This is a genomic window from Vibrio sp. B1Z05, from assembly GCF_052955985.1.
In genome coordinates this window covers 1,071,260-1,098,219 of record NZ_CP130463.1, presented here as the reverse complement: position 1 = coordinate 1,098,219, position 26,960 = coordinate 1,071,260, and the positions used below count along the sequence as shown (strand labels likewise).

The window sequence follows — 26,960 nt, the reverse complement described above, 5'->3', positions numbered from 1 at the left end:
CTGAATCTTTTACAGATTCAGGTTTTTTTTCATCTATTGAAACTATGTCAGGCTAAAAAGCGCTCTTGAACATCTCAATATATTTACCTGCTGCAATATCCCAACCAAAATCTTGATTCATTGCGCGCAGTTGTACTTCAGCGAACTCTTTTGGTTGTTGCAGGTACATGATCAGTGCACGTTGCATACAAATCAGTAGCTCTTCTGCTGATGGTTCGCGGAATGCAAAACCAGTACCGGTACTTGGATCAGTGTCATAGTCATTCACTGTATCTTTTAATCCGCCGACGCTACGCACAATCGGCAGTGTGCCGTATGCCATCGAATAGATCTGATTCAAGCCACACGCCTCAAATTCAGACGGCATTAGGAAGAAATCCGAACCCGCTTCAACCAAATGAGCCAAACGGTTGTCGTACGCTTCAATAAAGGCAAATTTATCACGGTATTGCTCAGATACTTCACGAAGCTGAGCGGCAATTGACGGATCGCCAGTACCGATAATGACCAACTGTACGTCATTTCTTAAGAAACGCTCAAGAATCGGCAGAATATAGTGGAAGCCTTTTTGGTGAGTTAAGCGACACACCATACCAAACATCGGCAGTTTTTCTTCCGGAAGGTTAAACTCTTGCTGTAGTGCCAATTTATTGGCCGCTTTACCCGCTTTAAAACTGGCTTTGGTTGCTTTGAACTTTTTGACCAAATACTGATCAGTAGCAGGATCCCACTCACTGTAATCACAGCCATTAACGATGCCACAAAAATCAGCAGAACGTGATACGAAATCATTGACTAGTCCGTGCGAGCCTAGCGGAGTCTTTAGCTCTTCGGCGTAATTTGGGCTCACTGCATTAACTTTGTCAGCGTATTGAATACCTGCACGTAGCATACTAATGCAATCATCACCGTAGTTCACTGAACTGCGTTCTACCTGACTCAGCTCAGGAATAATGCTCACTTCATTATAAGAATAGATACCTTTAAACAAAGCGTTGTGCACAGTAAGCGCACTCTTAATGTCTTTATAAAACTCGTTATTCGCAAAACGCGTTTTTAATAGAAAAGGAACTAAACCTGTGTGCCAATCGTTGGCATGAATCACATCGGGTTTAATATTTAACTTAGGCAGTGCATCTAAACTGGCCGCAGAAAAAAATGCAAAACGTTCGCCATTATCTGCATAAGCCTGATTGCGCTCAGCGTACAGTTCTGGACGATCGTAATATTTTGCACACTCAAACGCGTACACAGGAACACCATCTAATTCAAGTTGGCGAACTTGATACGGCGTGTGCGGAAAGTGATCGAGTGTGGTAGAAAGAACCACAGGGCTCTGCTCAAAGTTAGGCAGTTTTGTATAACCCGGAATCGCAATCGCGATATCTGAACCTAAATTTTGTAGTGCCTTAGGCAGTGCCTTACCTACATCAGCCAAGCCTCCGCTTTTTACTAATCCTTCAGCTTCGGAGACGGTAAACCAAACTTTTAATTGTGACATTTTGGGGGAAATCCTATTTTTCATTTGAGCTGTTGACAGCTTCTGCTTCGATAGATTTGATTCGCATCATTTCTAGGCAACTTTAACATAAAAAACAATCGATTGCGCTAATATGGAGGGCTAATAAAGCCGTGAACAAATCATAACATTATCTTTTAAACACCAAGGCAGTTAAATAACTAAACCATTGAATTTGAAGACTTAAATAACAAATAAGGCAAAGAAAAGGACAACGGCAGTTGATCGAGAGGAACACCTTGATACAAAAATGCCCAGCACTATGGCTGGGCATTGAAATTATTATGTTTTACTAGTGATTACCAGTAGAAACGTGCACCAATAGCAAAGTTGCTTTCACTATCTGCACGAGAAACACCAACCTGAGTATCAGAGCCTTGGTTGTTATAACCTAAAGTAACACCATCTGCGTAACCGTATTCAGCAAATACACGAGCCCATGAATTAAATTTGTGCTCAACACCAACATAAATGTTTGTGCCGTTGTCATCTAGGTCAACATGCTTAGCTTCTTGCATTGTATATTCATAGCCACCATAAAGTGCTGTTTTTTCCATCACTTGGAATTTACCCGCAAGAGAGATGCCATTTTCATCAATCTTACCTTCACCACCTTCATTGGCTAGTTCAGCCCAGTAGTAAGTGAAGCCGATAAGGTGAGCACCAATAGCATACTCAGCTGTAAACTCAGCAAAAGTGTTAGATAGATCTGCAGTTACATCTTTCGGGTTATCTGGATCTGTAACATCGTCTTCACCGATAACAAATGCACGGTCACGAGTATAACCAGCACCAGCGTGTAGCGCTAAATCACCAAAAGAAGTACCTGCGAATAGCTCGTACACATCTTGGTTAGATTTATTTTCGTTTAGACCATAACTACCTTTAACCCAAAAGTTTTCGCCATCAAAAGTATATTTAATTTGAGAATCATGACCAGCACCAGAAATCGTTGAATAACGAAGAGCTGAACCACCAAAGAAATATGAGTAATCTGCGCCGTATACGTCATCCGCTACAACCCACTGCTTACCGAAAGTTAGAGTACCAAGATCTGAACTGAAACCTACGTAATGAAGACGGTTAGTTATATCGCTGTCAGCAACACCAAGCTCAACCAAACCAACTACATCTACTGAATCAGAAATAGCGTAGTGACCTTTAATACCCGCTCGTGATGAACCAGAACTAAGGTCTGCTTTATGGTCTTTATCGTCTTTAAATTCAAGCTCTTGGCGAAGTTGACCGTAGAAGTCTACTGCGCCATCTTCAGCTTTATAGATTTCTGCAGCGTTAACAGAAGTTGCAGCTAGTGAAGCAACCGCTAGTGCTAATAGTGTTTTTTTCATGTTAATTTACGTCCTTATTCCTTTAACTCGAACCCTATGTGATTCTTTAGTTTATTTAGTTATTTTTATAATCATCCAGAAGGCGAGATCTCTTCGTATCTGCTTCCCCTCTGAAAGTGTTGCTACATTGCAATTTTTATAAAGCAGTGTCAACACGAGCTAAAAGAACAAAAATAAAACTAAAAACACTTTAAAAACAATAAGATAGACACATTCAAGTCGTCAATTCACATTTTTATACATTTACGAAGCACAGACTTAACAACTCTTTTAATTGCACTTTTATCAAAATAAAATTCCAAATATGGAATAGAGACCAGAATATTCAGCCAAGCAATAAGCCCTTAGTTTCACAGTGAAAGTATTTATATCTACAAGGGAAGTAATAGGACATGGAGTATGAAGATTTAAAGTTTGCCATTTCAGATGATGCTTTTGTGACTAAGATCACGTAAATTCTTTATTGGACTACATTCTTCTACGGGCGATCTCGCCGTTATAGATGTGTTATTATGGCGACAGCATGTCACTGTCTGATTAAAAATGAACCCAAAAATCCAACAAGCAATACGCCACAGTTACAAGAATCTGCATGACCAATTGGATAATTTTATTCCCCGTCGAGCCCAAAATTACTTAGTAGCAGAGATCACTAAAACCCTTTGTGGTGAATACCACAAAAGTAATCGTTTAATTGTTGCTGAAGCGGGTACAGGGATAGGTAAATCCCTCGCCTATTTGATGGCGGCTATTCCTGTGGCAAAATTTAACAACCGTAAAGTGGTTATTTCTACAGCCACAGTTGCCCTACAAGAACAGCTTATAAACAAAGATTTACCCTTATACCGTCGCTTGGTGGATTTCGAGTTTTCGTTTATTTTGGCCAAAGGGCGTCAGCGTTATTGCTGCGCAGAGAAACTGGCAGCAGCATCAGGTGCCGATGATAGCCAAATTGCCATGTTTGAGACTAAGCCAAAAAAATCAGACATCGACCTACTAGAAAGAATGTACAAAGCCTTGTCTGAAAACAAATGGGATGGCGACCGAGACTCTTGGCCAAAACCCATCAAAGATGATGTATGGCAAAGTATTGTCAGTGACAAACACAGTTGTAATAACGGTCTGCCCGCACATAGAGGCTGTCCATTTCAAAAAGCACGCTCAGAACTGGATAAAGCCGATGTAGTTATCGCTAACCACAGTTTAGTCATGGCCGATTTAGATCTTGGTGGAGGCGTCATTCTCTCGGAGCCTGAAAATACCATTTATGTATTTGATGAAGCGCATCATTTACCTAAAGTGGCACGCGATCACTCTTCGGCATCTGCCAGTTTAAAAGGCGCAGCCGCATGGCTAGAAACGCTCAATAAAAGCAGCTCTAAAATCGCCTCGCTAGCCGATGCAAAACGTGTCGACCGTTTTCTTACTGAGTTGCAGAACTCAATTGCTGAGATCATCCCAAGTTTAAATAATGTCGCGCGTCAATTAGACCCCGCCGGTTTTAAAGAGAACCGATTGCGCTTTGAACACGGTGAATTACCGCAATGGTTAGTAGAACAAAGTAAAGAGCTAAAAACCGTTTGTACTAAAGCGGCTCAAGCACTGGCTAAGATAACCGACCTAATCAGTGAAAGAATAAAAGATGGCGAAGTATCCCCTCGCCTAGCAGAACCTGCTCTTGCCGAAGCCGGCTTCTTTTTACAAAGACTCGAGAATTTAGCCAAGGTTTGGCATTTAATGGCCGAACCCTCACGTGACAAAGGAGCTCCCCTTGCCCGCTGGATTGAAACCAATCCCGAGCGAGAGCTTGATTTCGTAGTCAGTGTCTCTCCTTTAGAAGTAGGTTGGTCTCTTGATCAGCAACTATGGAGCAAATGCGTAGGTGCGGTATTAACCTCGGCAACATTGAGAGCATTAAACTCGTTTAACTTCTTTTGTCAGCAAAGTGGCGTAAGTTACGCCCAAGAAGACGGCACTCAATTTTTAGCATTGGCTTCTCCCTTTGACTATCAAGCTAATGCTGAGCTTATCGTCCCAAAAACAAAGTACGAACCTCAAGCACCTGAATTTACCGATTACTTAAGCAAAGAGCTGATTAATTGGCTGGTAGCGGATAAAGCAAATTTGGTTTTGTTTGCTTCCTATTGGCAAATGAACCAAGTCGCTGATGCAATGCAAACCGAACTCACCAAAAAAGGTTGGCAATTGCAGGTACAAGGTGACAGTTCTCGTATAGAAATCATCAAAAACCACAAGAAAGCGATTGAAAAAGGTAAAACCAGTATTTTATTTGGTACCGGTAGCTTCTCTGAAGGTCTAGACTTACCGGGTAACTTATTGGAAAACTTGGTGATCACTAAGATCCCGTTTGCGGTTCCGACCTCTCCAGTCGAAGAAGCGCACGCAGAGTATATTGAAAGCCGTGGCGGAAACCCATTTATGCAAATTGCGGTGCCTGAAGCGAGCAAGAAGCTCATCCAATCAGTGGGTAGATTACTGCGTAAAGAACAAGATTCTGGTAGAGTCGTCATTTTTGACCGTCGTCTCGTGACAAAACGCTACGGCAAAGCATTATTAGACTCATTACCCCCTTTTAAACGGCGCATCGATTAGGATAAGTTCACGACTCAATGGAATATATAGAACCAAGCATGTTGCTCATATTAGCAATCGTTGCTTTTGTAGCAGGCTTTATTGATGCGGTGGCAGGTGGCGGCGGAATGTTGACCGTCCCTGCACTGCTGTCTATAGGACTGCCTCCGCATATTGCGTTAGGCACCAATAAATTGGCGGCCTCATTTGCCTCGTCAACCGCAGCATTTACTTACTATAAGAAAAAACTGTTTAAACCAAAGCTATGGCTGCCCACATTTATTGCCACCTTAATAGGCGCAACTTGCGGCACCTTATTCGTTGATTCCATTTCCACTGAATGGCTAGAAAAAGGCTTACCGCTGATTATTTTAGCAGCTGCACTGTACACAATTTTTTATAAAACACCTGATGCAAATAAAAATGCCATGCCAGACCCCAGCACTAAGCACAATGTCGCTCAAGTTACCCAAGGCTTTAGTTTAGGTTTCTATGACGGTATGGCCGGCCCTGGAACCGGCGCTTTTTGGACCGTCAGTAGTATGGCGCTGTACCGTCTTAACATATTGCTTGCCTCAGGGTTGGCAAAAGCGATGAACTTTACCAGTAATTTCACCTCTTTATTAATGTTTGCCTACCTTGGACATATTGACTGGTTGCTTGGGCTTACGATGGGATTTTGCTTAATGTTAGGCGCTTACTTTGGCGCTCATTCAGCCATTCGTTTTGGCGCTAAGTTCATTCGACCGGTATTTATTACTGTGGTGACTATCCTAGCGGTCAAGCTGGCTTATAACGCTTGGTTTGTTGCTCTATAAGGCTATATACATGAGTCAGATTTCCCAGTTAAAAGAAAAACTTGCTCAAATGTCTCACAGCGCTACCCAATTAGATAAACAGCGTGGTGAACATCACCAAGCCCTATTCGATAGTAGCTTGTTTCATTGTCGCTCTAAGTTATTACACCCTTGTGTGGTTGAAACCACACAGACTTACGAGTCGATCTTGCGTGAACAACAACATGGGCGCTTAACCAAAGAGCGAGCAGAATACTTATCAGAGCGTTTATTGGCACAAATCAGCGCCATTACCCGAGAATTATCGACAGCGCATTTTCGCAAAGACGAGCCTAAACACAAAAGTTATTATCGAAAACCGATTAATGCTTTCTATCAAGATTTAGCCAAGCATAAAGAGTGGGAACGCCAGTTGATGGAAATGGTTATCGATCGCCAAAACGCCTTAGATAGCGCTTTAGGTTTTAATCAAGGACAAGCTCAACAAGCACTATTGACCGCTGAACAGCGCCTACAACGATGTCGAGAAGCCATCATTAGAATTGAAAAACAGATTACCTACAAGGAGCAGCATCAATAATGAGTGAACCCACATCTCCTTTAGACAATGCACCTGACGATGTAAAACTGGCGGTTGATCTTATCTATTTACTCGAGTCCAACGAGGTGGATATTGAAACCGCGTTGTCGGCTTTAGAAATGGTCAAAAACGACCTACTCAGCAAGCAACAGCAAACTTAAATTAGACCTTAGATTCATGGAATGACAGAATGAAAATCATTAGTTTCAACATCAACGGCCTTAGAGCCCGACTTCACCAACTGCAAGCCATTATCGACAAACATCAACCAGATGTGATCGGTTTACAAGAAATCAAAGTTCACGATGAAGCCTTCCCTATCGAAGATGTCGAAGCGATGGGATACAAGGTCTATCACCATGGTCAAAAGGCGCACTATGGTGTTGCCATGCTATGTAAGAAAGAACCGATTTCAGTGCAAAAAGGCTTTCCGACCGATAATGAAGATCATCAAAAACGTATGATTATGGTGACGGTTGAAGACGAAGCAGGTCAACCTGTGACCATTCTTAATGGTTATTTCCCACAAGGCGACAATATCGCTCATGAGACTAAATACCCATATAAGCGTCAGTTTTACAAAGATCTCATGAACTACCTCACGACTTATCACAACAATGATGAGCAAGTAGTGGTTATGGGTGATATTAATATTAGCCCAATCGATTTAGACATTGGCATTGGTGAACCTAACCGTAAACGCTGGCTGAAAACAGGTAAGTGTTCATTCCAACCTGAAGAACGTGAATGGCTAAAAACACTGATGGATTGGGGTTTTGAAGACACCTTCAGAAAACTGCAACCAGAGGTAAATGATCGCTTCTCATGGTTTGACTATCGCTCTAAGGGCTTCCCTGATAACCGAGGTCTGCGTATTGATGTAGTACTCGCCACGCCAAGCTTAGCGGCCAAATGTATCGAATCAGAAGTAGATTACGAGCTGCGCGGTATAGAAAAACCATCGGATCACGCGCCAATATGGGCAACATTTAAGTAATACGGACGTTGTCATTAATGGATAAAAATAAAAAACCGAATCTTCAAAGATTCGGTTTTTTATTTGCTATACGTAACCTGCGTTATCCATCACATCACTTTGATTCAAGAGGCCTTAAATAGGCTAAGAAACGTTTTTCCAGATTTTTAAACGTAAACAGGATGATAAAGCTAAGGCACATATAAAACAGGCCAGCGGTTAAGAATGCTTCAAACGGTGCATAATAGCGAGAGTTAACCAAGCGAGCTGCACCAGTTAAATCCAAAATGGTAATGATACCTGCCACTGCAGAGCCATGTAGCATAAAGATCACTTCGTTACTGTAAGCAGGCAATGCACGACGTAATGCACTTGGCAATATGATGCGACGATAAGTAGCAAATGGGCTCATGCCATACGCCTTAGCCGCTTCTACTTCCCCTTTTGGCAAGCCATTAATCGCACCACGGATAATTTCAGAGGTATAAGCGGAAGTGTTCAATACAAACGCGATTAACGCACAGAACCAGGCGTTTTCCCATAACGTGTCTTTTACTGGGTAAAACTGATCCATACCGTAATAAATAAGATACAACTGAACTAACAGTGGCGTGCCACGGAAAAAGTAAATAAATGACCATGTTGGCGCAACCAAAAACCAATTTTTACTGTTTCTGGCGATGGCTAATGGGATCGCAATACAGATGCCCATAATTAGCGACAAGCTTACCAACCATGCGGTTGTGTATAAGCCTTCGATATAGACATCGATACTATCGAGGATAACAGAGAAATCCACGCTTATTACCTCGCTTGAATGCTAAATTTGCGTTCAACAAGTTTGAGTAAACCTGTCGATACTGCGGTGAATATTAAGAAGATGATGGAAACGGCCATATAAAAAGTAAACGGCATTTTAGTGGTGCCTGCGGCCAGAGAGCTGACGCGCACCATATCTTCCAAGCCAATAATAGAAACCAAAGCGGTGGTTTTTAATAACACTAACCAGTTATTACCAAAGCCTGGTAAGGCGTGTCTTATCATCTGCGGCAAAAGGATTCGTCGAAATGCTAAAACTGGACTCATGCCATACGCTTTACCCGCTTCTAGTTCACCACTGTCCACCGCCATAATCGCGCCGCGGAAGGTTTCAGCCATATAAGCACCAAAAATAAAGCCAATGGTCAAAATACCGGCAATATAAGGGCTCACATCAATATAGTCTGGAAGATAAGACACCCACTCATGGCTTGGATCACTGGCAGTGAAGTAGTTATTCAGCCATTCGTTCACCGCATACAAACTATTGTTAAGTAGTATTTGTCCACCAAAGAAGATAAGCATCATTAACACGAGATCGGGGATACCACGGATGATGGTGGTGTAAAGCGTTGCGACGCCACGCAAAACTCGAAATGAAGACAGCTTTGCCAATGCACCTAACATACCCAGCACAACAGCAAACAATAGCGATAGCAAAGCTACCTGCAACGTTAGCCAAGCTCCACTTAAAATTGAGGCTTCATAACCCTGCAAATCAAACATAATTATTTTTAAACTCTATCATGGTTATTCCATCACCCCATTGATGACATGTTTTTTGTTCATAATGCTTTAATACCAATCGTACTAAATAACTGGTCATTCTAGCTTGTTAAAATGCTCTAGCTCTGATCACTTACTTAGTGTAATTGGTATAACTTAAAAAAGTAGGCGCAAAACATTATGAGTAAAAGTAATGTCGATAGCCCGAGAGAACGGTTCTCTCGGGCTATCGTATTTATTTAAAGTGACTTATTGTCCGTATACGTCAAAGTCGAAGTATTTGTCTTGTACTTGTTTGTAAGTGCCGTTAGCACGTACTGCATCAATGGCTTTGTTCAGCTTCTCAGTAAGATCTTTATCTTGTTTACGAGTTGCAATACCAAAGCCTTCACCAAACCATTTTGGATCGGTTAGCGTAGGACCTACGAACTCATACTTATCGCCCTCAGCGGCATTAAGTACGCCTTCTTCAAGTGCTGTTGCATCGCCTAATACTGCAGAAATACGACCGTTAGCAAGATCTAGGTAAGCTTCATCGAAAGAGCCGTAACGTACGATTTCAACTTCGCCGCCGTAGTTGTCCGTTAGGTACTTATCGTGCGTAGTGGCACGTTGCACACCGATTTTCACGCCTTTTAGACCTGCTTTAGAGAAATCTAGGTTTTCGCCTTTTTTAGCAATGAATTTATTTGGAACAAGAGCGTATTTGTGGGTAAAGTCGATTTTCTTCTTACGTTCTTCAGTAATCGACATTGCGGCGATGATCGCATCGTATTTACGTGCTAGAAGAGAAGGAATCATGCCATCCCAATCTTGAGCAACAAGGACACATTTCACTTGCATCTCTTTACAAAGAGCGTGTGCCATATCCACATCAAAACCACTTAGTGACCCGTCTGCTTCTGTTTTGCTAAATGGAGGATAAGCTCCTTCAATAGCAAAGCGGACTTGTTTCCATTCCTTGGCTTGTGCAAAACCTGAAAGTGCTGTTGCCGCCAGTGTTGCGGCTAGTAACCACTTTTTCATATCCATACTCCTGTGATTTCGGTGTTTTTGTGTTGTGTTTAAGTGAGCGCTTTAAAGCACTTCGGTTAGTAAATTGATGAGATAAATTGTTGTAGTCGTTCAGACTCTGGATTAGTAAACAATTGAGCCGGATCCCCTTGCTCTTCTACTAATCCTTGATGTAAGAACATCACGTGATTTGAGACGTCTCGTGCAAACGCCATTTCGTGCGTTACCACAAGCATAGTGCGGCCTTCTTCAGCAAGATCGCGCATAACGCCTAGTACTTCACCCACTAATTCTGGATCAAGTGCTGAGGTCGGTTCGTCAAATAGCATGACTTCTGGGTCGACCGCTAACGCACGAGCAATTGCCGCTCGTTGCTGCTGTCCACCCGAGAGGTGACCTGGGTAATAGTCTTTTCTTTCGTATAGCCCTACTTTTTGTAAGAGCTGTTTCGCTTTTTCTATCGCTTGCGCTTTAGGGACACCTAGAACGTGCACAGGTGCTTCGATGACATTTTCAAGAACAGTTAAGTGCGACCAAAGGTTAAAGCCTTGGAACACCATCGCTAAACGTGAACGAATACGCTGAACTTGTTTTGCGTTAGAAGGGTATGCTTCGCCAAGACGGTTGTTTTTCATCTCGATCAATTCACCATTTACCCAAATTTCTCCTTTTGTTGGAGTTTCGAGTAAATTAATGCAACGAAGAAAAGTACTTTTCCCTGAACCAGAACTGCCAATTATAGAGATTACATCACCTTTGTGTGCTTCAAGTGAGATGCCTTTTAGCACGTCATTTTGTCCAAAAGTTTTATGCAGATTGTTAATAGTAAGCGCGGATACATCCGTCATGCGCTGGGTTCTCCCTATAATCCTAGTGTCAGCCTGTGTTGATGAAAGAAAGGTATCATTTGCAAAACCGTTTAGCAATGACCTAACTGTGTGACTTTTCAGGATATTTAGTCACAACTTATGCCTATATATCTATCTTGTATATTATAAGTCAGATAAATGTACTAATAACAACGTCTTACTTAACTACAAATGTAAATGAAAATACCGAAAAGTCACTAAATATTTACAACTAAGCAACAAATCCAGTGCTATTTATCGTGAATCTTGTTCGCATTTTTAAACTGACAACTTCTAGATCTCAACCGAAATTGATATGCAACAAAGAATAACGGAACATACATTCCCTATAATCTGAGCCCACTGAGACTTTTGTAACAGTAGTTTTCATTAACTGATCAAGATCAATTGTTCAGGGGGGTACCCTTGTTACACTCTGCCGACAATTCAAATTTAATTAGTATTTTTAAAAATTTTGCTTAATTAATTTCCGATATTCACGTGCTACATCGCCATAAATATGCGAAATTAGCACGTCGCGAAACAATACGCGCAAAATGTTCATCTAGACTAGATTAATTTTTATCCAATACCTAACGAGGATTTTATGTCCGACGCTGCCAACAACAAGCAGTCTGATACTGAAGAAAAAAGCTATTCAGAACTGCATAAACCAGCCTCAGAATTCGCAACTCGATCTGACTATTTAGATCACGAACTTCAAATTATGAAGCCACGCCGCTTTGGTTTAAACCTTCCTGGTCGTGATTTTCGCTTCGAACTGGAAGATTTAGTTCCAGCACTAGCAGGTACGATTGGCATCATTGCAATGTACTCTGCAGTTATGATGTCTTGGGCTGATGGCCTAACACAAGCATGGGATCACGTTCATTTAGGCAAAGAGTTTGCTATTGAAGTTGCTCGTGTTGAAATGCTAATTCCTGCCCTTCTATTTTGTGTTCTTGCTTCTGGGTTTGTGAATCCACGTGCCAACTTGGCTGGTAACCACGGTCCAATGATTCCATTGATTGGTTCTATCGCACTAGCGGGTGCTCACCCACTAGCACTAGCAATCTTAATTGGTGTGTTCGGTCTTATTCTGAGCTTCCTTAAAGGGGGTTCCAAACTGGTCAACTTGACCTCGGAAGGTACCGCCGGTGGCTTATTAATGTTCCTCGGCTTCTCCGGGACCGTAAGTCAGATTGGTGATATCCAATCTTGGGCTGTAGGTCTTGAATCAGCGCACGTTGCTGCGGGTAGTCTTGGTTATGTTGGTTTAGTGGTACTAGGCGTTAACATTGCTATTTATGCATACCTTGCAAAAATTGGCATGCGTTGGTTAGCGATTCCGGTTTGTGCTATTGCTGGATTGATCATTGCGCTAGGTCTAGGCGCTGGCTTCGACTTAACCTTCGAAACACACATGGGTATACCAAACCTAAACCCTGTTTACTGGTGGGGCAGCACTGAGCAAGGTTGGCAATTAGGTCTTCCTAACGTAGAACACTTTATTGCATCACTACCGTTTGCAATTCTAGCGGTTGCTATGTGGTCTCCTGATTTCTTAGGTCACCGTATCTTCCAAGAATTAAACTATCCGAAGAAAACTGAAAAAGTACTTATGGACGTTGATGACACTATGACTATGTGTTCTATCCGTCAGATGGTAGGTACTGCTGTTGGTGGTGGTAACATCACTTCTTCTTGGGGTACGTACATGATTCCTGCGGCTATCGCGAAACGCCCTATCCCAGGTGGTGCAATCCTACTTGGTCTAATGTGTATTGTGGTTGCAATCCTAGGTTTCCCTATGGATATCGCAGTATGGCCTCCAGTAATGCGTATCGCTCTGCTAGTAGGTGTATTCCTACCGCTACTTGAAGCGGGTATGCAAATGGTTCGTGAAACGAAAGATTCACAAGCTGCAGGTATCTGTATCTTTGCTGCTATCGTGACTAACCCAGTACTGGCTTGGGCACTAACCATGTTCCTAGATAACAATGGCCTAATTGGTGATAAAGAGCGTGCTGCACGCCTATCATTTGTTGATAAGATCATCATTCCAGTCAGTGTATTTGTTATCTGTCTAGTGGCTATGCTGGCAGTAGGTATGCTTGAACCGCAATACGGTTTAAAAGCGTTCCTTTAATCGAAATTTTTGGGTAGTGCTTACGCACTACCCTTTTTTTTACTTTGAAGTTTGATTACTTTCCCATATTCGACTAAATATCATTGAGCCTTTTGGAAAAACGATCAGATTTTGGTTACAAAGATTTCAAAAAAACCCTTTTATTAATTTAGTTTAAAACTTATAATTATTTTTGAGGGATATAAGTGACAATATGAATAAGCATCATTTGATAGTGAACTTATTCACATTGTTATTAATCTTAAGAGTGCTGTGTCAACATTGACACTTAGCTAGCCAATTTTGGGTAGTGGGACGGCACGTATTTTTGCTACTAATAAGGTAGGTACATCATGGCAGAGCAATTTGCTAAAGCTTGGGAAGGTTTCGCTGAAGGTCAATGGCAAACCGAAGTTAACGTTCGTGAATTCATTCAAAAGAACTACACCCCGTTTGAAGGCGACGAGTCTTTTCTTGTAACTGAAGGTACTGAAGCAACTAACACGCTTTGGGCTAAAGTTATGGAAGGCATCAAGCAAGAGAACAGCACCCACGCTCCTGTAGATTTCGATACTTCTGTTATCTCTACCATCACGTCTCATGACGCTGGTTACATCAACAAAGATCTTGAAACAATCGTTGGTCTTCAAACTGAAGCTCCTCTTAAGCGTGCTCTAATCCCGAACGGCGGTATCCGCATGATCGAGGGTTCTTGTAAAGCTTACGATCGCGTTCTAGATCCTGAAGTTAAAAAAATCTACAGTGAATACCGTAAAACACACAATGCTGGTGTTTTCGATATCTACACTCCTTCAATCCTAGCTTGTCGTAAATCAGGTGTTCTAACTGGTCTTCCAGATGCTTACGGCCGTGGTCGTATCATTGGTGACTACCGTCGTATTGCTCTATACGGTATTGACTTCCTAATGAAGGACAAAAAAGCTCAATTCACTTCTCTACAAGAGAAAATGGAAAAGGGCGAAGACCTTCAAATGACTATGCAACTTCGTGAAGAACTTGCAGAGCAACATCGTGCTCTAGGTCAAATCAAAGAAATGGCAGCAACTTACGGCTGTGATATCTCTGAGCCAGCACAAACTGCACAAGAAGCAATCCAATGGACTTACTTCGGTTACCTAGCAGCTGTTAAATCTCAAAACGGCGCGGCTATGTCTCTTGGTCGTACTTCATCTTTCCTTGATATCTTCATCGAGCGTGACATTGCTGCTGGCAAAATCACTGAAGTACAAGCTCAAGAAATGATTGACCACTTCGTAATGAAGCTACGTATGGTTCGTTTCCTACGTACTCCTGAATACGATGAATTGTTCTCTGGTGACCCAATCTGGGCAACAGAATCAATGGGTGGTATGGGTCTTGACGGACGTACACTAGTTACACGTACTAACTTCCGTTTCCTAAACAGCCTATACACTATGGGTCCTTCTCCAGAGCCAAACATCACTGTTCTTTGGTCTGAGAAACTACCTGACGGCTTCAAACGTTTCTGTGCTAAAGTATCTATCGATACTTCTTCTATCCAGTACGAAAACGATGACCTAATGCGTCCTGACCTTGAGTCTGATGACTACGCGATCGCTTGTTGTGTATCTCCAATGGTTGTTGGTAAGCAAATGCAGTTCTTCGGTGCTCGTGCTAACCTTGCTAAAACTATGCTTTACACTATCAACGGTGGTATCGATGAGAAGTCTAAAGCTCAAGTTGGCCCTGTAATGCCTAAAATCACTGAAGAAGTTCTAGACTACGATGACCTAATGGATCGTATGGACCACTTCATGGATTGGTTGGCTACACAATACGTGACTGCACTAAACGCAATTCACTACTCACATGACAAATACAGCTATGAAGCAGCTCTTATGGCTCTTCATGACCGTGACGTTAAACGTACTATGGCATGTGGTATCGCAGGTCTTTCTGTTGCAGCTGACTCACTATCAGCAATCAAATACGCTACAGTTAAACCAGTTCGTGACGAAAATGGCGTAGCTATCGACTTCGAAATCGAAGGCGACTACCCTAAATTTGGTAACAACGATGCACGTGTTGATGACATCGCATGTGAACTTGTTACTACATTCATGAACAAAATCCGTAAGCTTAACACTTACCGTGATGCTATCCCTACTCAGTCTATTCTTACTATCACTTCAAACGTGGTATACGGTAAGAAAACTGGTAACACTCCAGATGGTCGTCAAGCAGGTGCTCCTTTTGCTCCTGGTGCTAACCCAATGCACGGTCGTGACGAGAAAGGTGCTGTAGCGTCTCTAACTTCAGTTGGTAAACTACCATTTGCTGATGCACAAGACGGTATCTCTTACACTTTCTCTATCGTTCCTAACGCTCTAGGTAAAGAAGAAAGCAGCCAACGTGCTAACCTTGCTGGTCTAATGGATGGTTACTTCCACCATGAAACTGCTGTTGAAGGTGGTCAACACCTTAACGTTAACGTTCTTAACCGCGAAACTCTACAAGACGCAGTTAAGCACCCAGAGAAATACCCTCAGCTAACTATCCGTGTATCGGGTTACGCTGTACGTTTTAACTCTCTAACAGCTGAACAACAAGCAGACGTTATCGCTCGTACATTTACTGAGTCTATGTAAGTTTAATTACTTCATATACTAAGTACTGCTAATATTGAAACCTCGCTTCGGCGAGGTTTTTTTGTTTAACCTTTCGCTCAATCACACCTCAAGCGAATCATGATTTAGATCTAAATGAACGTGTAAGCTTTACACTTTATTTCCTTACTTTTCTTTACAAGATATTCTTAAAAATCCATACAAAAACAAACATTTAAATCTATACTGAAGTGTGGCTTTATGACGTTTACACTCGTCATATGTCCCAAAATTGGTATATGACAACCTGCTGAGTCTCTCTAGCAATACCGAAAGCCCAATTGATAGCAATAACAGTCATAAAGTGATCAGAGTTATACCAATCACACTAAGTAAGTGATCAGAACTAGCGCAGGAAAAATGCTCGAGAATAAGGCAGAATTTTTCGATAAGTAGTTATTCTACAATCAAAAATTCTAACGCCGTTATCGAGCATTTTAACAAGCTAGAATGACCAGTTATTTAGTACGATTGGTATTAGCATAGGACAATGCCTGAGAACGGAAACGACAAGTTAATTACTGCAATGAGTATTGTTATGCTTGGTATAAGTTGTCACAACAGGATGTTGATATATATATGGAGTAGTATGACCAATTTCTTACCGATAACACGCTGGGTTATCCCTAGTCTCATCGCGATAATCCCACACATGTCGATAGCAAAACTAAACAGCTCTATTAACTTAGGTATTGATAATGATGGCATAGTGACCACCGACAAAGATTACACCAATGGTTTGTTTTTAACTTATTCCGACCATTTTCAGATCAAGCCCGATGGATTTCTTGATTCTCTTCCCGGAACTCAATTTAGCGCAGCCTCAAATGACAATCTCATTCGTAAATACAACATTGAGATTGGACAACAAATGTGGACCCCTGCAGATATAGAAAACCCAGATCCAATTGCAAATGATAGGCCCTATGCTGGCTTACTCTATCTTTCTTCAACTTTGTATTCTATCGCACCCTCGGTCATCAACAGTTATCGCTTGCTCATTGGTACCGTTGGCCCGAACGCCTATGCAGAAGAGTCACAAAAATACGTGCATGGCATAATAAAGTCCGCCGACCCTAAAGGTTGGGATCATCAGATCAGCAATCAATTCGTCTTTAATCTTGGTTATCAACGAGTTGATAAATGGTACCAATCGGATTTTAGTGGTTCTACAACGCATGAAGTCAGTACCCCTACTCGACTACTAATCGGGAACTATAAAAGTGAGTTGGCGACGGGTCTCATGTGGCGTTGGGGCCGCGAGTTAAATCATAGTTTTGGAAGCGCACGAGTAAGCAACGAATCAACCCTAGATCCTAGCCTTATTGTCCGTGGTAACACCGGTTGGTATCTTTTTTCAGGAATAGAAGGCCGAATTCGATTTAACGATATTACTATCGATGGCGATCGTCCTGATGAAGGAATTACCGCCGATGAAGTTGAACATTTTCAAGGCACAGCCACTATTGGTGTGACTGGGTATTACCATGGATGGGGCGCCAGTTTAGCCCTCTCGACTAAGAGTAGTGATTACAAAGAAGACCAAAACTCAGTACATACCAACGGCTCGTTTGCTTTTTTCTGGCTATTTTAGCGTGGTCTTGCTGTTATTTTGTGCAGTTCTGACAATTAGAAAGCCTTTATGTAAACTCTTGCCTAGGTTATACCCTTTGTTTGTAATACACTTATCCCAGTCTTAAACGTTAGAATTGAGAGCGTCTATGAAAGGTAAAATTCACTCATTCGAGTCATGTGGAACAGTTGATGGTCCTGGAATCCGTTTTATTGTATTCCTACAAGGTTGTATGATGCGTTGTATGTACTGCCACAACCGTGACACATGGGATACTCATGGTGGCAAAGAAGTTTCTGTTGAGGAACTCATTACAGAAGCGAAGTCTTATCGTCACTTTATGAATGCATCTGGTGGTGGTATTACCTGCTCTGGTGGCGAAGCTATGCTACAACCTGAGTTTGTACGCGACTTATTCCGCGCAGCTCAAGCTGAAGGCATCCACACTTGTCTAGATACCAATGGTTACGTTCGTAAGCACACAGATCTTATTGACGAAGTATTAGAAGCTACTGACTTAGTCATGCTTGATATCAAGCATATGAAGGACGAGATTCACCAAGATTTCATCGGTGTATCGAACAGACGTACTCTTGATTTTGCACGTTACCTACACAAAATTGGAAAGAAAACATGGATTCGTTATGTTGTCGTTCCAGGCTATACCGATGATATGGAAGCTGTGCACATGCTGGGCGACTTTATCAAAGATATGGATAACATTGAAAAAGTAGAACTTTTGCCGTACCACAAGCTTGGTGCGCACAAATGGGAAGCTCTTGGTTATGACTATCCATTAGAGGGTACAGAACCACCTTCAAAAGAAACAATGGATGAGATTGTTAGCGTTCTAGAACAATATACCGACATAGTTAAATATTAATCTTGCTCCTATCCAACAAACTGGTTTTTAAGAGCTTAAGTTTGTTGGTTAGAAAAAAGCAAATATCAAAGATATAAAGGAAACTATTTATGGAAATGACTAACGCACAGCGTTTGATCCTTTCGAACCAATACTACTTAATGTCAAAGCTTTCACCTGAAAACCAAGACAAGTACGAACGTCTACAAACTATTGTAGAACGTGGCTATGGCTTACAAATGCGTGAACTAGACAAGGACTTTGGCTCTATCAGCGAAAGTGGCTGTCGTGATGTTATCGACATCATGGAGATGTATCACGCAATGCAGGAGTCTTTCAAAATGCTGCAGGCTTCTGAGCAAGCCAACGTTGATAAACGTCGTCTAATGTTCTTAGGCTTTGATATCGCAACAGAAGCAAGCCTTGTGAATTATGTTCGCTTCCTAACTGACTCTGAAGGTCTATACCCTCAGTTTGATAAAGCGAATCATCACTTTAACAGCCAAATGCCTATGTTAGAAAAATACATCCGTATGCTAACAACATGGCGTAACTGTCCTCGCCAATACCACCTATGCGCTACTGAAATCACTCAGATTTTTAACGCATAAAGAGGTCAATATCCGGTTCTGCCTACCACAATGTCTTGGCAGAACCCCGATATTTTAAAAGGTATACACAAGCCCTGCGTTTACATTAAAAGAGTCCGTACTATCTAGTAACGGGCTCTTTTCTAAATCCCCTTCCAAATTTGTATAACGCACACCCGCTGTCCCCACAATACGCTCGGTAAATTTGAATACGCCGCGTAAACCTAAGAAGAATTGCCCATCACCATCGGGAGAAAAAGCTTCTAAGCCTGCAATTCGATCCGCTTCTTGTTGGGAGACACCGTACAAGTGGTTATTTAATTTCGATGAATTCCACGAATACCCTACCGATGGGCTCAACAACCAACGCGGGCCACGAAAAGGGATTCGATACACAGTTTCAGCGTATAAACCATCGTGTACACCAAGAACATCACCGGCAAAAGTCACTTCAATCTGACCAATAGAACGATTGGAATATTGGTAGCTTACGCCACCTAATGCCGTGCTTTTTCTTTTATCCACTTGGCGAATAATAGGGTCGTCAGAATCCGACGGTTGCAGAGTTCTTGGATCATAGGCAAGACGGAATACTAAATTATGCGGTGAGCGTCGTTTCCATACTCTATAACCTGCAGTAAACCCTCTTAAATACAGATGTTCGCCTTCATATCCTATGATAGGGATGACGACTTTATTTGATGGTGTGTCTTTATAAACGACAGGAGAATAGGACGCTCCTACCCCTAAAGACCAGCTGGCCATTGCAACACTCGGGGTGAACAAAGCTAGCCATATCGATAACTTCAACCATTTCACTCGCTTTTCCTTTTGCTTTTCGTTTTACTTCATCCATGAACTATTACATTACCATACGTACTTACGAAGGGTTATTTTTTTACTGACAAACAAAAAAGTTTTTATATTTCAAGCAAATCTCTTTTTCATGACTAATCTTATAAATGGGGTAAGCGTATTGATTGACGTGAGTCTTATAACAGTTTAAAGGGGATTTTTGTTATGAGTATTTTTGAGCATTTTCAGCACAGATACGAAGCTGCAAAGGAAGAAGAGCTATCCATCCAAGAGTTTTTATCTTTATGTCGTGAAGATAAAATGGCGTATGCCAACTCTGCTGAGCGTCTTTTGCATGCCATTGGCACACCTGAACTGGTCGATACCGCACTCGACCCACACCTGAGCCGTATTTTCTCCAACCGTGTAATTGCTCGATATGATACTTTTAAAGACTTCTATGGCATGGAAGATGCGATAGAACAAATCGTCTCTTATCTTAAACATGCCGCGCAAGGCTTAGAAGAAAGAAAGCAGATCCTTTATCTACTTGGCCCTGTTGGCGGTGGTAAATCCTCAATTGCGGAAAAACTCAAAGCATTAATGCAGCAGCAACCTATTTATGTGCTGTCGGCTAATGGTGAACGTAGCCCGGTTAATGACCACCCATTTTGTCTGTTTGATCCCATCGAAGATGCTGAGGTTTTACGTAGTGAATATGGCATAGATAAACGCTACTTGCGCTCCATCATGTCTCCATGGGCGGCTAAACGCCTGCATGAATTTGGTGGCGACATTGCTAAATTCAAAGTAATAAAACTGCGCCCTTCTATTTTAGATCAAACCGGCATTGCTAAAACTGAACCGGGTGATGAAAACAACCAAGACATTTCCTCACTGGTCGGTAAAGTCGATATCCGCAAGTTGGAACATTATTCACAAGACGACCCTGATGCGTACAGTTACTCCGGCGCATTGTGTAAAGCTAACCAAGGTCTGATGGAATTTGTAGAGATGTTCAAAGCGCCAATTAAAGTGCTGCATCCCTTGCTTACTGCCACTCAAGAAGGCAACTTTAACGGCACAGAAGGGCTCTCTGCCCTGCCCTTTGACGGCATGATTTTAGCGCACTCTAATGAATCGGAGTGGCAGACTTTCCGCAACAATAAAAATAACGAAGCCTTTTTAGATAGGGTGTACATCGTTAAAGTCCCATATTGTCTTCGCGTATCAGAAGAAGTGAAAATCTACGACAAACTATTAGAAAACAGTGAGCTCTCTAACGCCCCTTGTGCACCAAGCACCTTAGACATGCTCGCGCAATTTAGTATTCTTTCTCGTTTAAAAGAACCAGAAAACTCTTCTATTTTCAGTAAGATGCGCGTTTACGACGGTGAAACGCTCAAAGACACAGACCCGAAAGCGAAAAGTCACCAAGAGTATAAAGACTTTGCCGGCATGGACGAAGGCATGTCAGGGCTTTCCACTCGTTTTGCCTTTAAGATCCTATCGCGCGTCTTTAACTTCGATCAAACCGAAGTCGCCGCCAACCCAGTACACCTCTTTTATGTGATTGAACAGCAAGTAGAGCGCGAGCAATTTCCTGCCGAACAAGCAGAGCGCTACCTAGAGTTTCTTAAAGGCTTCTTAGTGCCTCGTTATGTCGAGTTCATCGGCAAAGAAATTCAAACGGCCTATTTGGAGTCTTACTCAGAGTACGGACAAAACATCTTCGATCGCTACGTCACCTATGCTGATTTCTGGATTCAAGATCAAGAATATCGCGATCCCGAAACAGGCCAATTGTTTGATCGCGCTTCACTAAACGGTGAACTGGAAAAAATCGAGAAAACAGCTGGTATTAGTAACCCTAAAGATTTCCGTAACGAAATCGTCAACTTTGTACTGCGTGCTAGAGCAAACAATGGTGGCACTAACCCACTCTGGACCAGTTATGAGAAGCTACGCACTGTGATTGAGAAGAAAATGTTCTCCAATACCGAAGAACTATTACCAGTAATCTCATTTAACGCGAAAACATCCACCGACGATCAGAAAAAACACGACGATTTTGTCGCTAGAATGATGGAGAAAGGCTATACAGAGAAACAAGTGCGCTTACTCTCCGAATGGTATCTACGAGTACGTAAATCGTCATAAACGTAAATCGGCGTACCTGCGTTGCTATACCAGCAAAAACGAGTCACTGGCATAAGCGGCAAAGGTAAGAACCACAGCAACTTGCTGTAGTTTAGGGAGGCTTGTAGCTCTTAATATTACAAGCCATTCCTTAGCAGGAGTGATAGGGGTAGCGCATGGCTCAATTTATTGACCGAAGACTGAATGGTAAAAATAAAAGTACTGTTAATCGACAGCGCTTTATTCGTCGCCATAAACAAAAGATAAAAGAAGCGGTGTCGGATGCGGTAAATCGTCGTTCAATCACAGATACCGAAAACGGGGAAGATATCACTCTGCCTAAAAGTGACATCTCTGAACCGGGTTTTCATCAAGGGCAAGGTGGACTAAGGGAAAAAGTCCACCCTGGCAATGATCAATTTATTCGCGGCGATAAAGTCGAGCGCCCACCCGGCGGTGGTGGCGGAAAGGGCGGTTCAGGTCAAGGTGACGCCAGCGCAGATGGTGAAGGTGCAGACGAGTTCATCTTTCAAATTTCTAAAGATGAATATCTCGACATCTTATTTGAAGATCTTGCTCTTCCTAATCTGCAAAAAAAGCAAGTCAATCGTATTACTGAATGGAAAACCCATCGCGCCGGTTATCAAACCGCAGGTATTCCATCCAATATTTCGGTCATTCGTTCCTTAAGGCAATCGCTAGCAAGACGTACCGCCATGTCCGCCGGTAAGAAACGTCTATTGAAAGAACTTGAACAAGAGTTGGCTGGATTAAAAGAAAATGAACCCGCCAAGCCTTTAGAAGAAAAAGACATTAAGGTGCAAATCGAAGAGCTTCGCCAAAATATTAAACGCGTACCCTTTATTGATACCTTCGATTTAAGATACAAAAACTACGAAAAACGCCCTATTCCTTCTAGCCAAGCCGTTATTTTCTGTTTGATGGACGTATCTGGCTCAATGGATCAAGCCACTAAAGACATCGCCAAACGTTTTTACGTATTGTTGTATATGTTCTTAAATCGCACTTATGAAAACGTCGAAGTAGTGTTTATTCGCCACCACACACAAGCTAAAGAGGTGGACGAACATGAGTTTTTCTACTCTCAAGAAACCGGTGGCACAATTGTATCTAGTGCCTTGAAGTTAATGGACGAAATAGTCAAGGAACGTTACCCGACCAATCAATGGAACATCTATGCTGCGCAAGCATCAGATGGCGATAATTGGGCTGATGATTCTCCTCGATGCAAAAAAATTCTAACCGAAGATATATTGCCTATTTGCCAATATTACTCGTACATAGAAATCACGCGCAGAAGTCATCAATCGCTATGGCATGAATACGAAAAACTGCAAAATGAATATGACAGTTTTGCAATGAAAAATATTCGAACGGTAGAGGACATCTTCCCTGTATTTAGAGAGCTGTTTCAAAAAGAGCACAGTTAAGGGAATACAAGTAAGGATACGTTATGTCAGCAGAAACCAAATCTAAAACACTTCCCGATGGACCGGATTGGACGTTCAGTTTATTAGAAGAATACCACCAGCAAATTAAGCGTGTGGCGAAACACTATCGCCTTGACACTTATCCCAACCAAATCGAAGTTATCACCGCAGAGCAGATGATGGATGCTTATTCCAGTATTGGTATGCCTATCAACTATCACCACTGGTCATTTGGCAAGAAATTCATTCAGACCGAACAAAATTATAAGCATGGGCAAATGGGGCTTGCCTATGAAATCGTCATCAACTCTGACCCTTGTATTGCCTATTTGATGGAAGAAAACACCGTCACCATGCAGGCGTTAGTGATGGCGCATGCCAGCTATGGTCATAACTCTTTCTTTAAAGGTAATTATCTATTCAAGACATGGACCGATGCTAATTCCATTATTGATTACCTTATCTTTGCCCGTAATTACATTAGCCAATGTGAAGAAAAACATGGTGTTGATGAAGTCGAAAAACTGCTTGACTCCTGCCATGCACTAATGAACTACGGCGTAGATAGGTACAAACGACCTGAAAAAATATCCATTACTGAAGAGACCATTCGCCAACAAGAGCGCGAGCAATATCTACAATCTCAAGTGAATGAACTGTGGCGTACGGTTCCCCAAAATAGCGAACATGCCAGCAGTCAGAAAAAGCGTTTTCCTTCAGAGCCACAAGAGAATATTCTTTACTTTATCGAGAAACACGCCCCACTTTTAGAGTCATGGCAACGAGAAATAGTGCGTATCGTGCGTAAGGTCAGCCAGTATTTTTATCCACAAAAACAAACTCAAGTTATGAATGAAGGATGGGCAACATTTTGGCACTACACCATCCTCAATCATCTTTATGATGAGGGAATAGTATCGGATAAGTTTATGCTAGAGTTTCTGCACAGCCACACTAGTGTGGTTGCACAACCTGCCTACAATAGCCCCTACTTTAGTGGCATTAACCCATATGCTCTGGGCTTTGCCATGTTTCAAGACATCCGCCGAATCTGTGAGCAACCCACCGATGAAGACCGAGAATGGTTCCCAGATCTGGCTGGCAGCGACTGGCTACCTGCGGTGCATTTTGCGATGCAGAACTTCAAAGATGAGAGTTTTATCAGCCAGTATTTATCGCCCAAGTTGATTCGAGAATTTAAACTGTTTGCGGTAAAAGATGACGATCGAAAGAACTACATAGAAATAGATGCTATCCACGATGAGAGCGGGTATAAAGAAATAAGAGAGAAACTGGCCGCTCAATATAATCTGAGCAACTTAGAACCTAATATCCAAGTATGGAACGTAGATGTGAGAGGCGATCGCTCTCTTACCTTGCAACATATCCCACACCAGAGGGTACCGCTCGATAAAAGTTATGATGATGTACTTAAGCACCTTTACCGACTCTGGGGCTTTGACGTCATCTTAGAAGAACTTAAAGAATCCGGACATAGAGACATTCTGGCTACTTGTCCGCAACGCAGTAATTTGGGCACCAACATTTAATCGTAATCATCACCACAAATAGAAAGGGAAGCCCAAATGGCTTCCCTTTCTCATTAAGCTTATCACTTAATCTTTATCATTTAGTTTGGTTTAAAAAGGCTCTAACCGCTTCTAAATCTTCTAAGGTATCGACGCCCGGTGGCGGTGTTTGTTTTGCTAGCGCAACATGGATTTTCTCGCCATACCACAGCACTCGCAATTGCTCTAAGCTCTCGATTTTCTCCAGCGCCGTTGGCGCCCAATTGATATAACGATTAATAAAGCCTGCGCGATACGCATAGATACCTATGTGCCTCATCAATGGCTGTTTTAGCACTGATTTATCATTGGCAAATTGATCTCGATCCCAAGGGATACTAGCGCGACTAAAGTACAAAGCATAGCCTTGTTGATCCGTCACCACTTTAACGGCATTAGGGTTAAAGGCTTCTTCAGCCTCTTCAATGGCAACGCCTAAAGTTGCCATTGGCGCAGTAGAGGCCGCTAAGTTATCAGCCACTTGCGCAATAACCAACGGTGGAATTAACGGCTCATCACCTTGAACATTGACCACGATTTTATCATCGGCAATGCCCATTTTCTCGACCACTTCCGCTAAACGCTCAGTGCCCGACTCATGGCTAGGTGAAGTCATACAAACTTGGCCACCAAAGCCTTTAACTATCTCGGCAACACGCTCATCGTCTATCGCCACAATCACTTGCTCTGCGCCCGATTGAATCGCTTGTTGGTAAACGTGTTCAATCATAGGTTTACCACAGATATCGGCTAACGGTTTACCCGGCAAACGAGTCGATTGATAGCGCGCAGGAATGATGACAGTGAAAGCCATTTTAACGCCCCTCATCCATAGACATAGTGCGAGCCTCTGGCTCAAGAAGCACTGGAATTCCCTCTTTGATAGGGTAAGCTAATCGATCTAATTTGCACACTAGCTCGTTCTTGTCTTTATCAAAAGTCAGCTTCCCTTTACACACTGGGCAAGCAACGATCTCTAACAATCTATGATCCATATTCCTTTAATACCTCTTGAATTTTATTCATTATTTTTTGGCGATTGTCATCGCTAATTTGCGCAGATACAGGTAAATACCACCAATTATCGTCAGCAAATTCACGGCATTTCACCGCATCTTTTTCGGTCATAATCAATTGTTCACCATCGGCCAACAATGACACTAAATCTGGTTTTAATAAGGCTTTGTGATCGGCAAATCCAGTACACTTATTTAGCTGTGCGTGCAATGTGTTCAACGTATCAAAAAATCGTGGTGGATGACCAATACCGGCAATTGCACTTAACGGGCCTAATTCGGCTACCGACTTTTGCTCACCCGTCACCAAATTCACAGCCAACGACGGTTGCAGTGTCATCGCAATTTCATTGGTTTTAGCTTGGCCACCGTTCGTAATCAAAAAATCCACTTCATTAAGGCGCTGCATACCCTCACGCAAAGGCCCTAAAGGAATCAAGCTTTGATTACCAAAGCGGCGTTTACCGTCGATAACGATAAACTCGATATCTCGTTGTAAGGCGTAATGCTGTAAACCGTCATCGGTAACCACTATATCCACATTGTATTGCAACAAATGTTGTACAGCGTTAGATCTTATTGGATCGACAGCAACCACAGCGCCGGTGCGCTGGGCAATGAGTTTTGGTTCATCACCGCAATATTGAGTCGGAGTATCATCTGTCACGAGTAATGGATAACAAGGGGCTTTAGCGCCATATCCACGTGATACCACACCAACCTTAAGCCCCAATGCTTGCAAGCTCTCCACTAGCCACACCACCACGGGCGTTTTGCCATTACCACCAGCGGTTATGTTCCCTACAACTACAACCGGCACAGGCGCTTTATAGCTTGGTTTGTGACCTTGTAAATACGCCTGCTTGCGACTTTGGCTAATCCAAGTAAACAGCTTACTCAATGGCCACAGCAGTGGCCAAAATAACCAGCGTAACGGATTGCGACTAAACCATAATATGTGTATCAAGTT

At 42.3% G+C, this 26,960-nt stretch carries 23 protein-coding genes; 13 read left to right on the top strand and 10 right to left on the bottom strand.

Going from position 1 to position 26,960, the window contains the following annotated elements:
• Positions 1–52 precede the first annotated feature (52 nt).
• Together glgA and QV280_RS05075 are read right to left on the bottom strand one after the other, a co-directional pair.
• Positions 53–1,501 (bottom strand): glycogen synthase GlgA, encoded by a 1,449-nt coding sequence (glgA, locus tag QV280_RS05080; RefSeq protein ID WP_152821176.1) that lies wholly within the window; start codon positions 1,499–1,501, stop codon positions 53–55.
• A 317-nt stretch (positions 1,502–1,818) separates the two neighbouring features.
• Entirely contained in the window at positions 1,819–2,868 is a 1,050-nt protein-coding gene (locus QV280_RS05075) for a porin (protein WP_152821178.1), read from the bottom strand.
• Positions 2,869–3,411: 543 nt separating this feature from the next.
• On the opposite strand from QV280_RS05075, the gene dinG reads away from it, so the two are divergent.
• Genes dinG through xthA form a run of 5 tightly spaced genes read left to right on the top strand, consistent with a single transcriptional unit; the run spans position 3,412 to position 7,834 of the window.
• Positions 3,412–5,481 (top strand): ATP-dependent DNA helicase DinG, encoded by a 2,070-nt coding sequence (gene dinG / locus QV280_RS05070; protein ID WP_152821179.1) that lies wholly within the window; start codon positions 3,412–3,414, stop codon positions 5,479–5,481.
• A gap of 17 nt (positions 5,482–5,498) precedes the next feature.
• The gene (locus QV280_RS05065; protein ID WP_023405543.1) at positions 5,499–6,278 is read left to right on the top strand and encodes a sulfite exporter TauE/SafE family protein; all 780 of its coding nucleotides are present in this window, start codon (positions 5,499–5,501) and stop codon (positions 6,276–6,278) included.
• 10 nt (positions 6,279–6,288) lie between these two features.
• Positions 6,289–6,837 (top strand): primosomal replication protein, encoded by a 549-nt coding sequence (locus QV280_RS05060; RefSeq protein WP_023405544.1) that lies wholly within the window; start codon positions 6,289–6,291, stop codon positions 6,835–6,837.
• On the top strand, positions 6,837–6,998 hold the full coding sequence (rsmS, locus tag QV280_RS05055; RefSeq protein ID WP_023405545.1) for a pleiotropic regulatory protein RsmS: 162 nt from the start codon (positions 6,837–6,839) through the stop codon (positions 6,996–6,998). Before QV280_RS05060 ends, rsmS begins: the two co-directional genes overlap by 1 nt.
• A gap of 29 nt (positions 6,999–7,027) precedes the next feature.
• Entirely contained in the window at positions 7,028–7,834 is an 807-nt protein-coding gene (gene xthA / locus QV280_RS05050) for an exodeoxyribonuclease III (protein ID WP_152821182.1), read from the top strand.
• Positions 7,835–7,928: 94 nt separating this feature from the next.
• On the opposite strand, the gene QV280_RS05045 is transcribed toward xthA, so the two are convergent.
• The 4 genes from QV280_RS05045 to QV280_RS05030 form a co-directional block, all read right to left on the bottom strand.
• Positions 7,929–8,612 (bottom strand): ABC transporter permease, encoded by a 684-nt coding sequence (locus QV280_RS05045; protein ID WP_367869589.1) that lies wholly within the window; start codon positions 8,610–8,612, stop codon positions 7,929–7,931.
• 5 nt (positions 8,613–8,617) lie between these two features.
• Positions 8,618–9,358 carry an ABC transporter permease gene (locus QV280_RS05040; protein WP_152821184.1) on the bottom strand — a complete coding sequence of 247 codons (741 nt, stop codon included), beginning with the start codon at positions 9,356–9,358 and terminating at the stop codon, positions 8,618–8,620.
• 249 nt (positions 9,359–9,607) lie between these two features.
• Positions 9,608–10,384, bottom strand: a complete 777-nt coding sequence (locus QV280_RS05035; RefSeq protein ID WP_023405549.1) for an ABC transporter substrate-binding protein — start codon at positions 10,382–10,384, stop codon at positions 9,608–9,610.
• Between the two features lie 65 nt (positions 10,385–10,449).
• On the bottom strand, positions 10,450–11,220 hold the full coding sequence (locus tag QV280_RS05030; protein WP_023405550.1) for an ABC transporter ATP-binding protein: 771 nt from the start codon (positions 11,218–11,220) through the stop codon (positions 10,450–10,452).
• 607 nt (positions 11,221–11,827) lie between these two features.
• On the opposite strand from QV280_RS05030, the gene QV280_RS05025 reads away from it, so the two are divergent.
• From QV280_RS05025 to QV280_RS05005, 5 genes are all read left to right on the top strand, one after another.
• Positions 11,828–13,369 (top strand): DUF3360 family protein, encoded by a 1,542-nt coding sequence (locus tag QV280_RS05025; protein ID WP_023405551.1) that lies wholly within the window; start codon positions 11,828–11,830, stop codon positions 13,367–13,369.
• Between the two features lie 332 nt (positions 13,370–13,701).
• Positions 13,702–15,978: a formate C-acetyltransferase gene (pflB, locus tag QV280_RS05020; RefSeq protein WP_152821187.1), complete on the top strand. Its 2,277-nt coding sequence runs from the start codon at positions 13,702–13,704 to the stop codon at positions 15,976–15,978.
• A 607-nt stretch (positions 15,979–16,585) separates the two neighbouring features.
• A complete protein-coding gene (locus tag QV280_RS05015; protein WP_152821189.1) occupies positions 16,586–17,590 on the top strand; it encodes a lipid A deacylase LpxR family protein in 1,005 nt (334 codons plus the stop codon).
• A gap of 127 nt (positions 17,591–17,717) precedes the next feature.
• Positions 17,718–18,452 carry a pyruvate formate lyase 1-activating protein gene (pflA, locus tag QV280_RS05010; RefSeq protein WP_023404041.1) on the top strand — a complete coding sequence of 245 codons (735 nt, stop codon included), beginning with the start codon at positions 17,718–17,720 and terminating at the stop codon, positions 18,450–18,452.
• Positions 18,453–18,541: 89 nt separating this feature from the next.
• The gene (locus QV280_RS05005) at positions 18,542–19,042 is read left to right on the top strand and encodes a YfbU family protein (protein WP_023404042.1); all 501 of its coding nucleotides are present in this window, start codon (positions 18,542–18,544) and stop codon (positions 19,040–19,042) included.
• Positions 19,043–19,096: 54 nt separating this feature from the next.
• Here the strand turns inward: QV280_RS05005 and QV280_RS05000 are convergent, their stop codons facing one another.
• On the bottom strand, positions 19,097–19,786 hold the full coding sequence (locus QV280_RS05000) for a MipA/OmpV family protein (protein WP_119006066.1): 690 nt from the start codon (positions 19,784–19,786) through the stop codon (positions 19,097–19,099).
• Positions 19,787–20,041: 255 nt separating this feature from the next.
• Here QV280_RS05000 and QV280_RS04995 point away from each other — a divergent pair, with 255 nt between their 5' ends.
• The 3 genes from QV280_RS04995 (at position 20,042) to QV280_RS04985 (ending at position 24,956) form a co-directional block, all read left to right on the top strand.
• Complete coding sequence (locus QV280_RS04995) at positions 20,042–21,976, top strand: PrkA family serine protein kinase (protein WP_023404044.1); 1,935 nt, start codon at positions 20,042–20,044, stop codon at positions 21,974–21,976.
• A 155-nt stretch (positions 21,977–22,131) separates the two neighbouring features.
• Complete coding sequence (locus QV280_RS04990; protein WP_023404045.1) at positions 22,132–23,406, top strand: YeaH/YhbH family protein; 1,275 nt, start codon at positions 22,132–22,134, stop codon at positions 23,404–23,406.
• Between the two features lie 23 nt (positions 23,407–23,429).
• Positions 23,430–24,956 carry a SpoVR family protein gene (locus QV280_RS04985; protein ID WP_152821191.1) on the top strand — a complete coding sequence of 509 codons (1,527 nt, stop codon included), beginning with the start codon at positions 23,430–23,432 and terminating at the stop codon, positions 24,954–24,956.
• Positions 24,957–25,032: 76 nt separating this feature from the next.
• Here QV280_RS04985 and kdsB read toward each other — a convergent pair whose 3' ends face one another.
• From kdsB to lpxK, 3 genes are read right to left on the bottom strand one after another with little or no spacing between them, the layout of a single operon-like run.
• Positions 25,033–25,788: a 3-deoxy-manno-octulosonate cytidylyltransferase gene (gene kdsB, locus QV280_RS04980; protein ID WP_152821193.1), complete on the bottom strand. Its 756-nt coding sequence runs from the start codon at positions 25,786–25,788 to the stop codon at positions 25,033–25,035.
• A gap of 1 nt (position 25,789) precedes the next feature.
• A complete protein-coding gene (locus QV280_RS04975) occupies positions 25,790–25,969 on the bottom strand; it encodes a Trm112 family protein (protein ID WP_023404048.1) in 180 nt (59 codons plus the stop codon).
• Positions 25,959–26,957 carry a tetraacyldisaccharide 4'-kinase gene (gene lpxK, locus QV280_RS04970; protein WP_023404049.1) on the bottom strand — a complete coding sequence of 333 codons (999 nt, stop codon included), beginning with the start codon at positions 26,955–26,957 and terminating at the stop codon, positions 25,959–25,961. Before lpxK ends, QV280_RS04975 begins: the two co-directional genes overlap by 11 nt.
• Between the last annotated feature and the right edge of the window lie 3 nt (positions 26,958–26,960).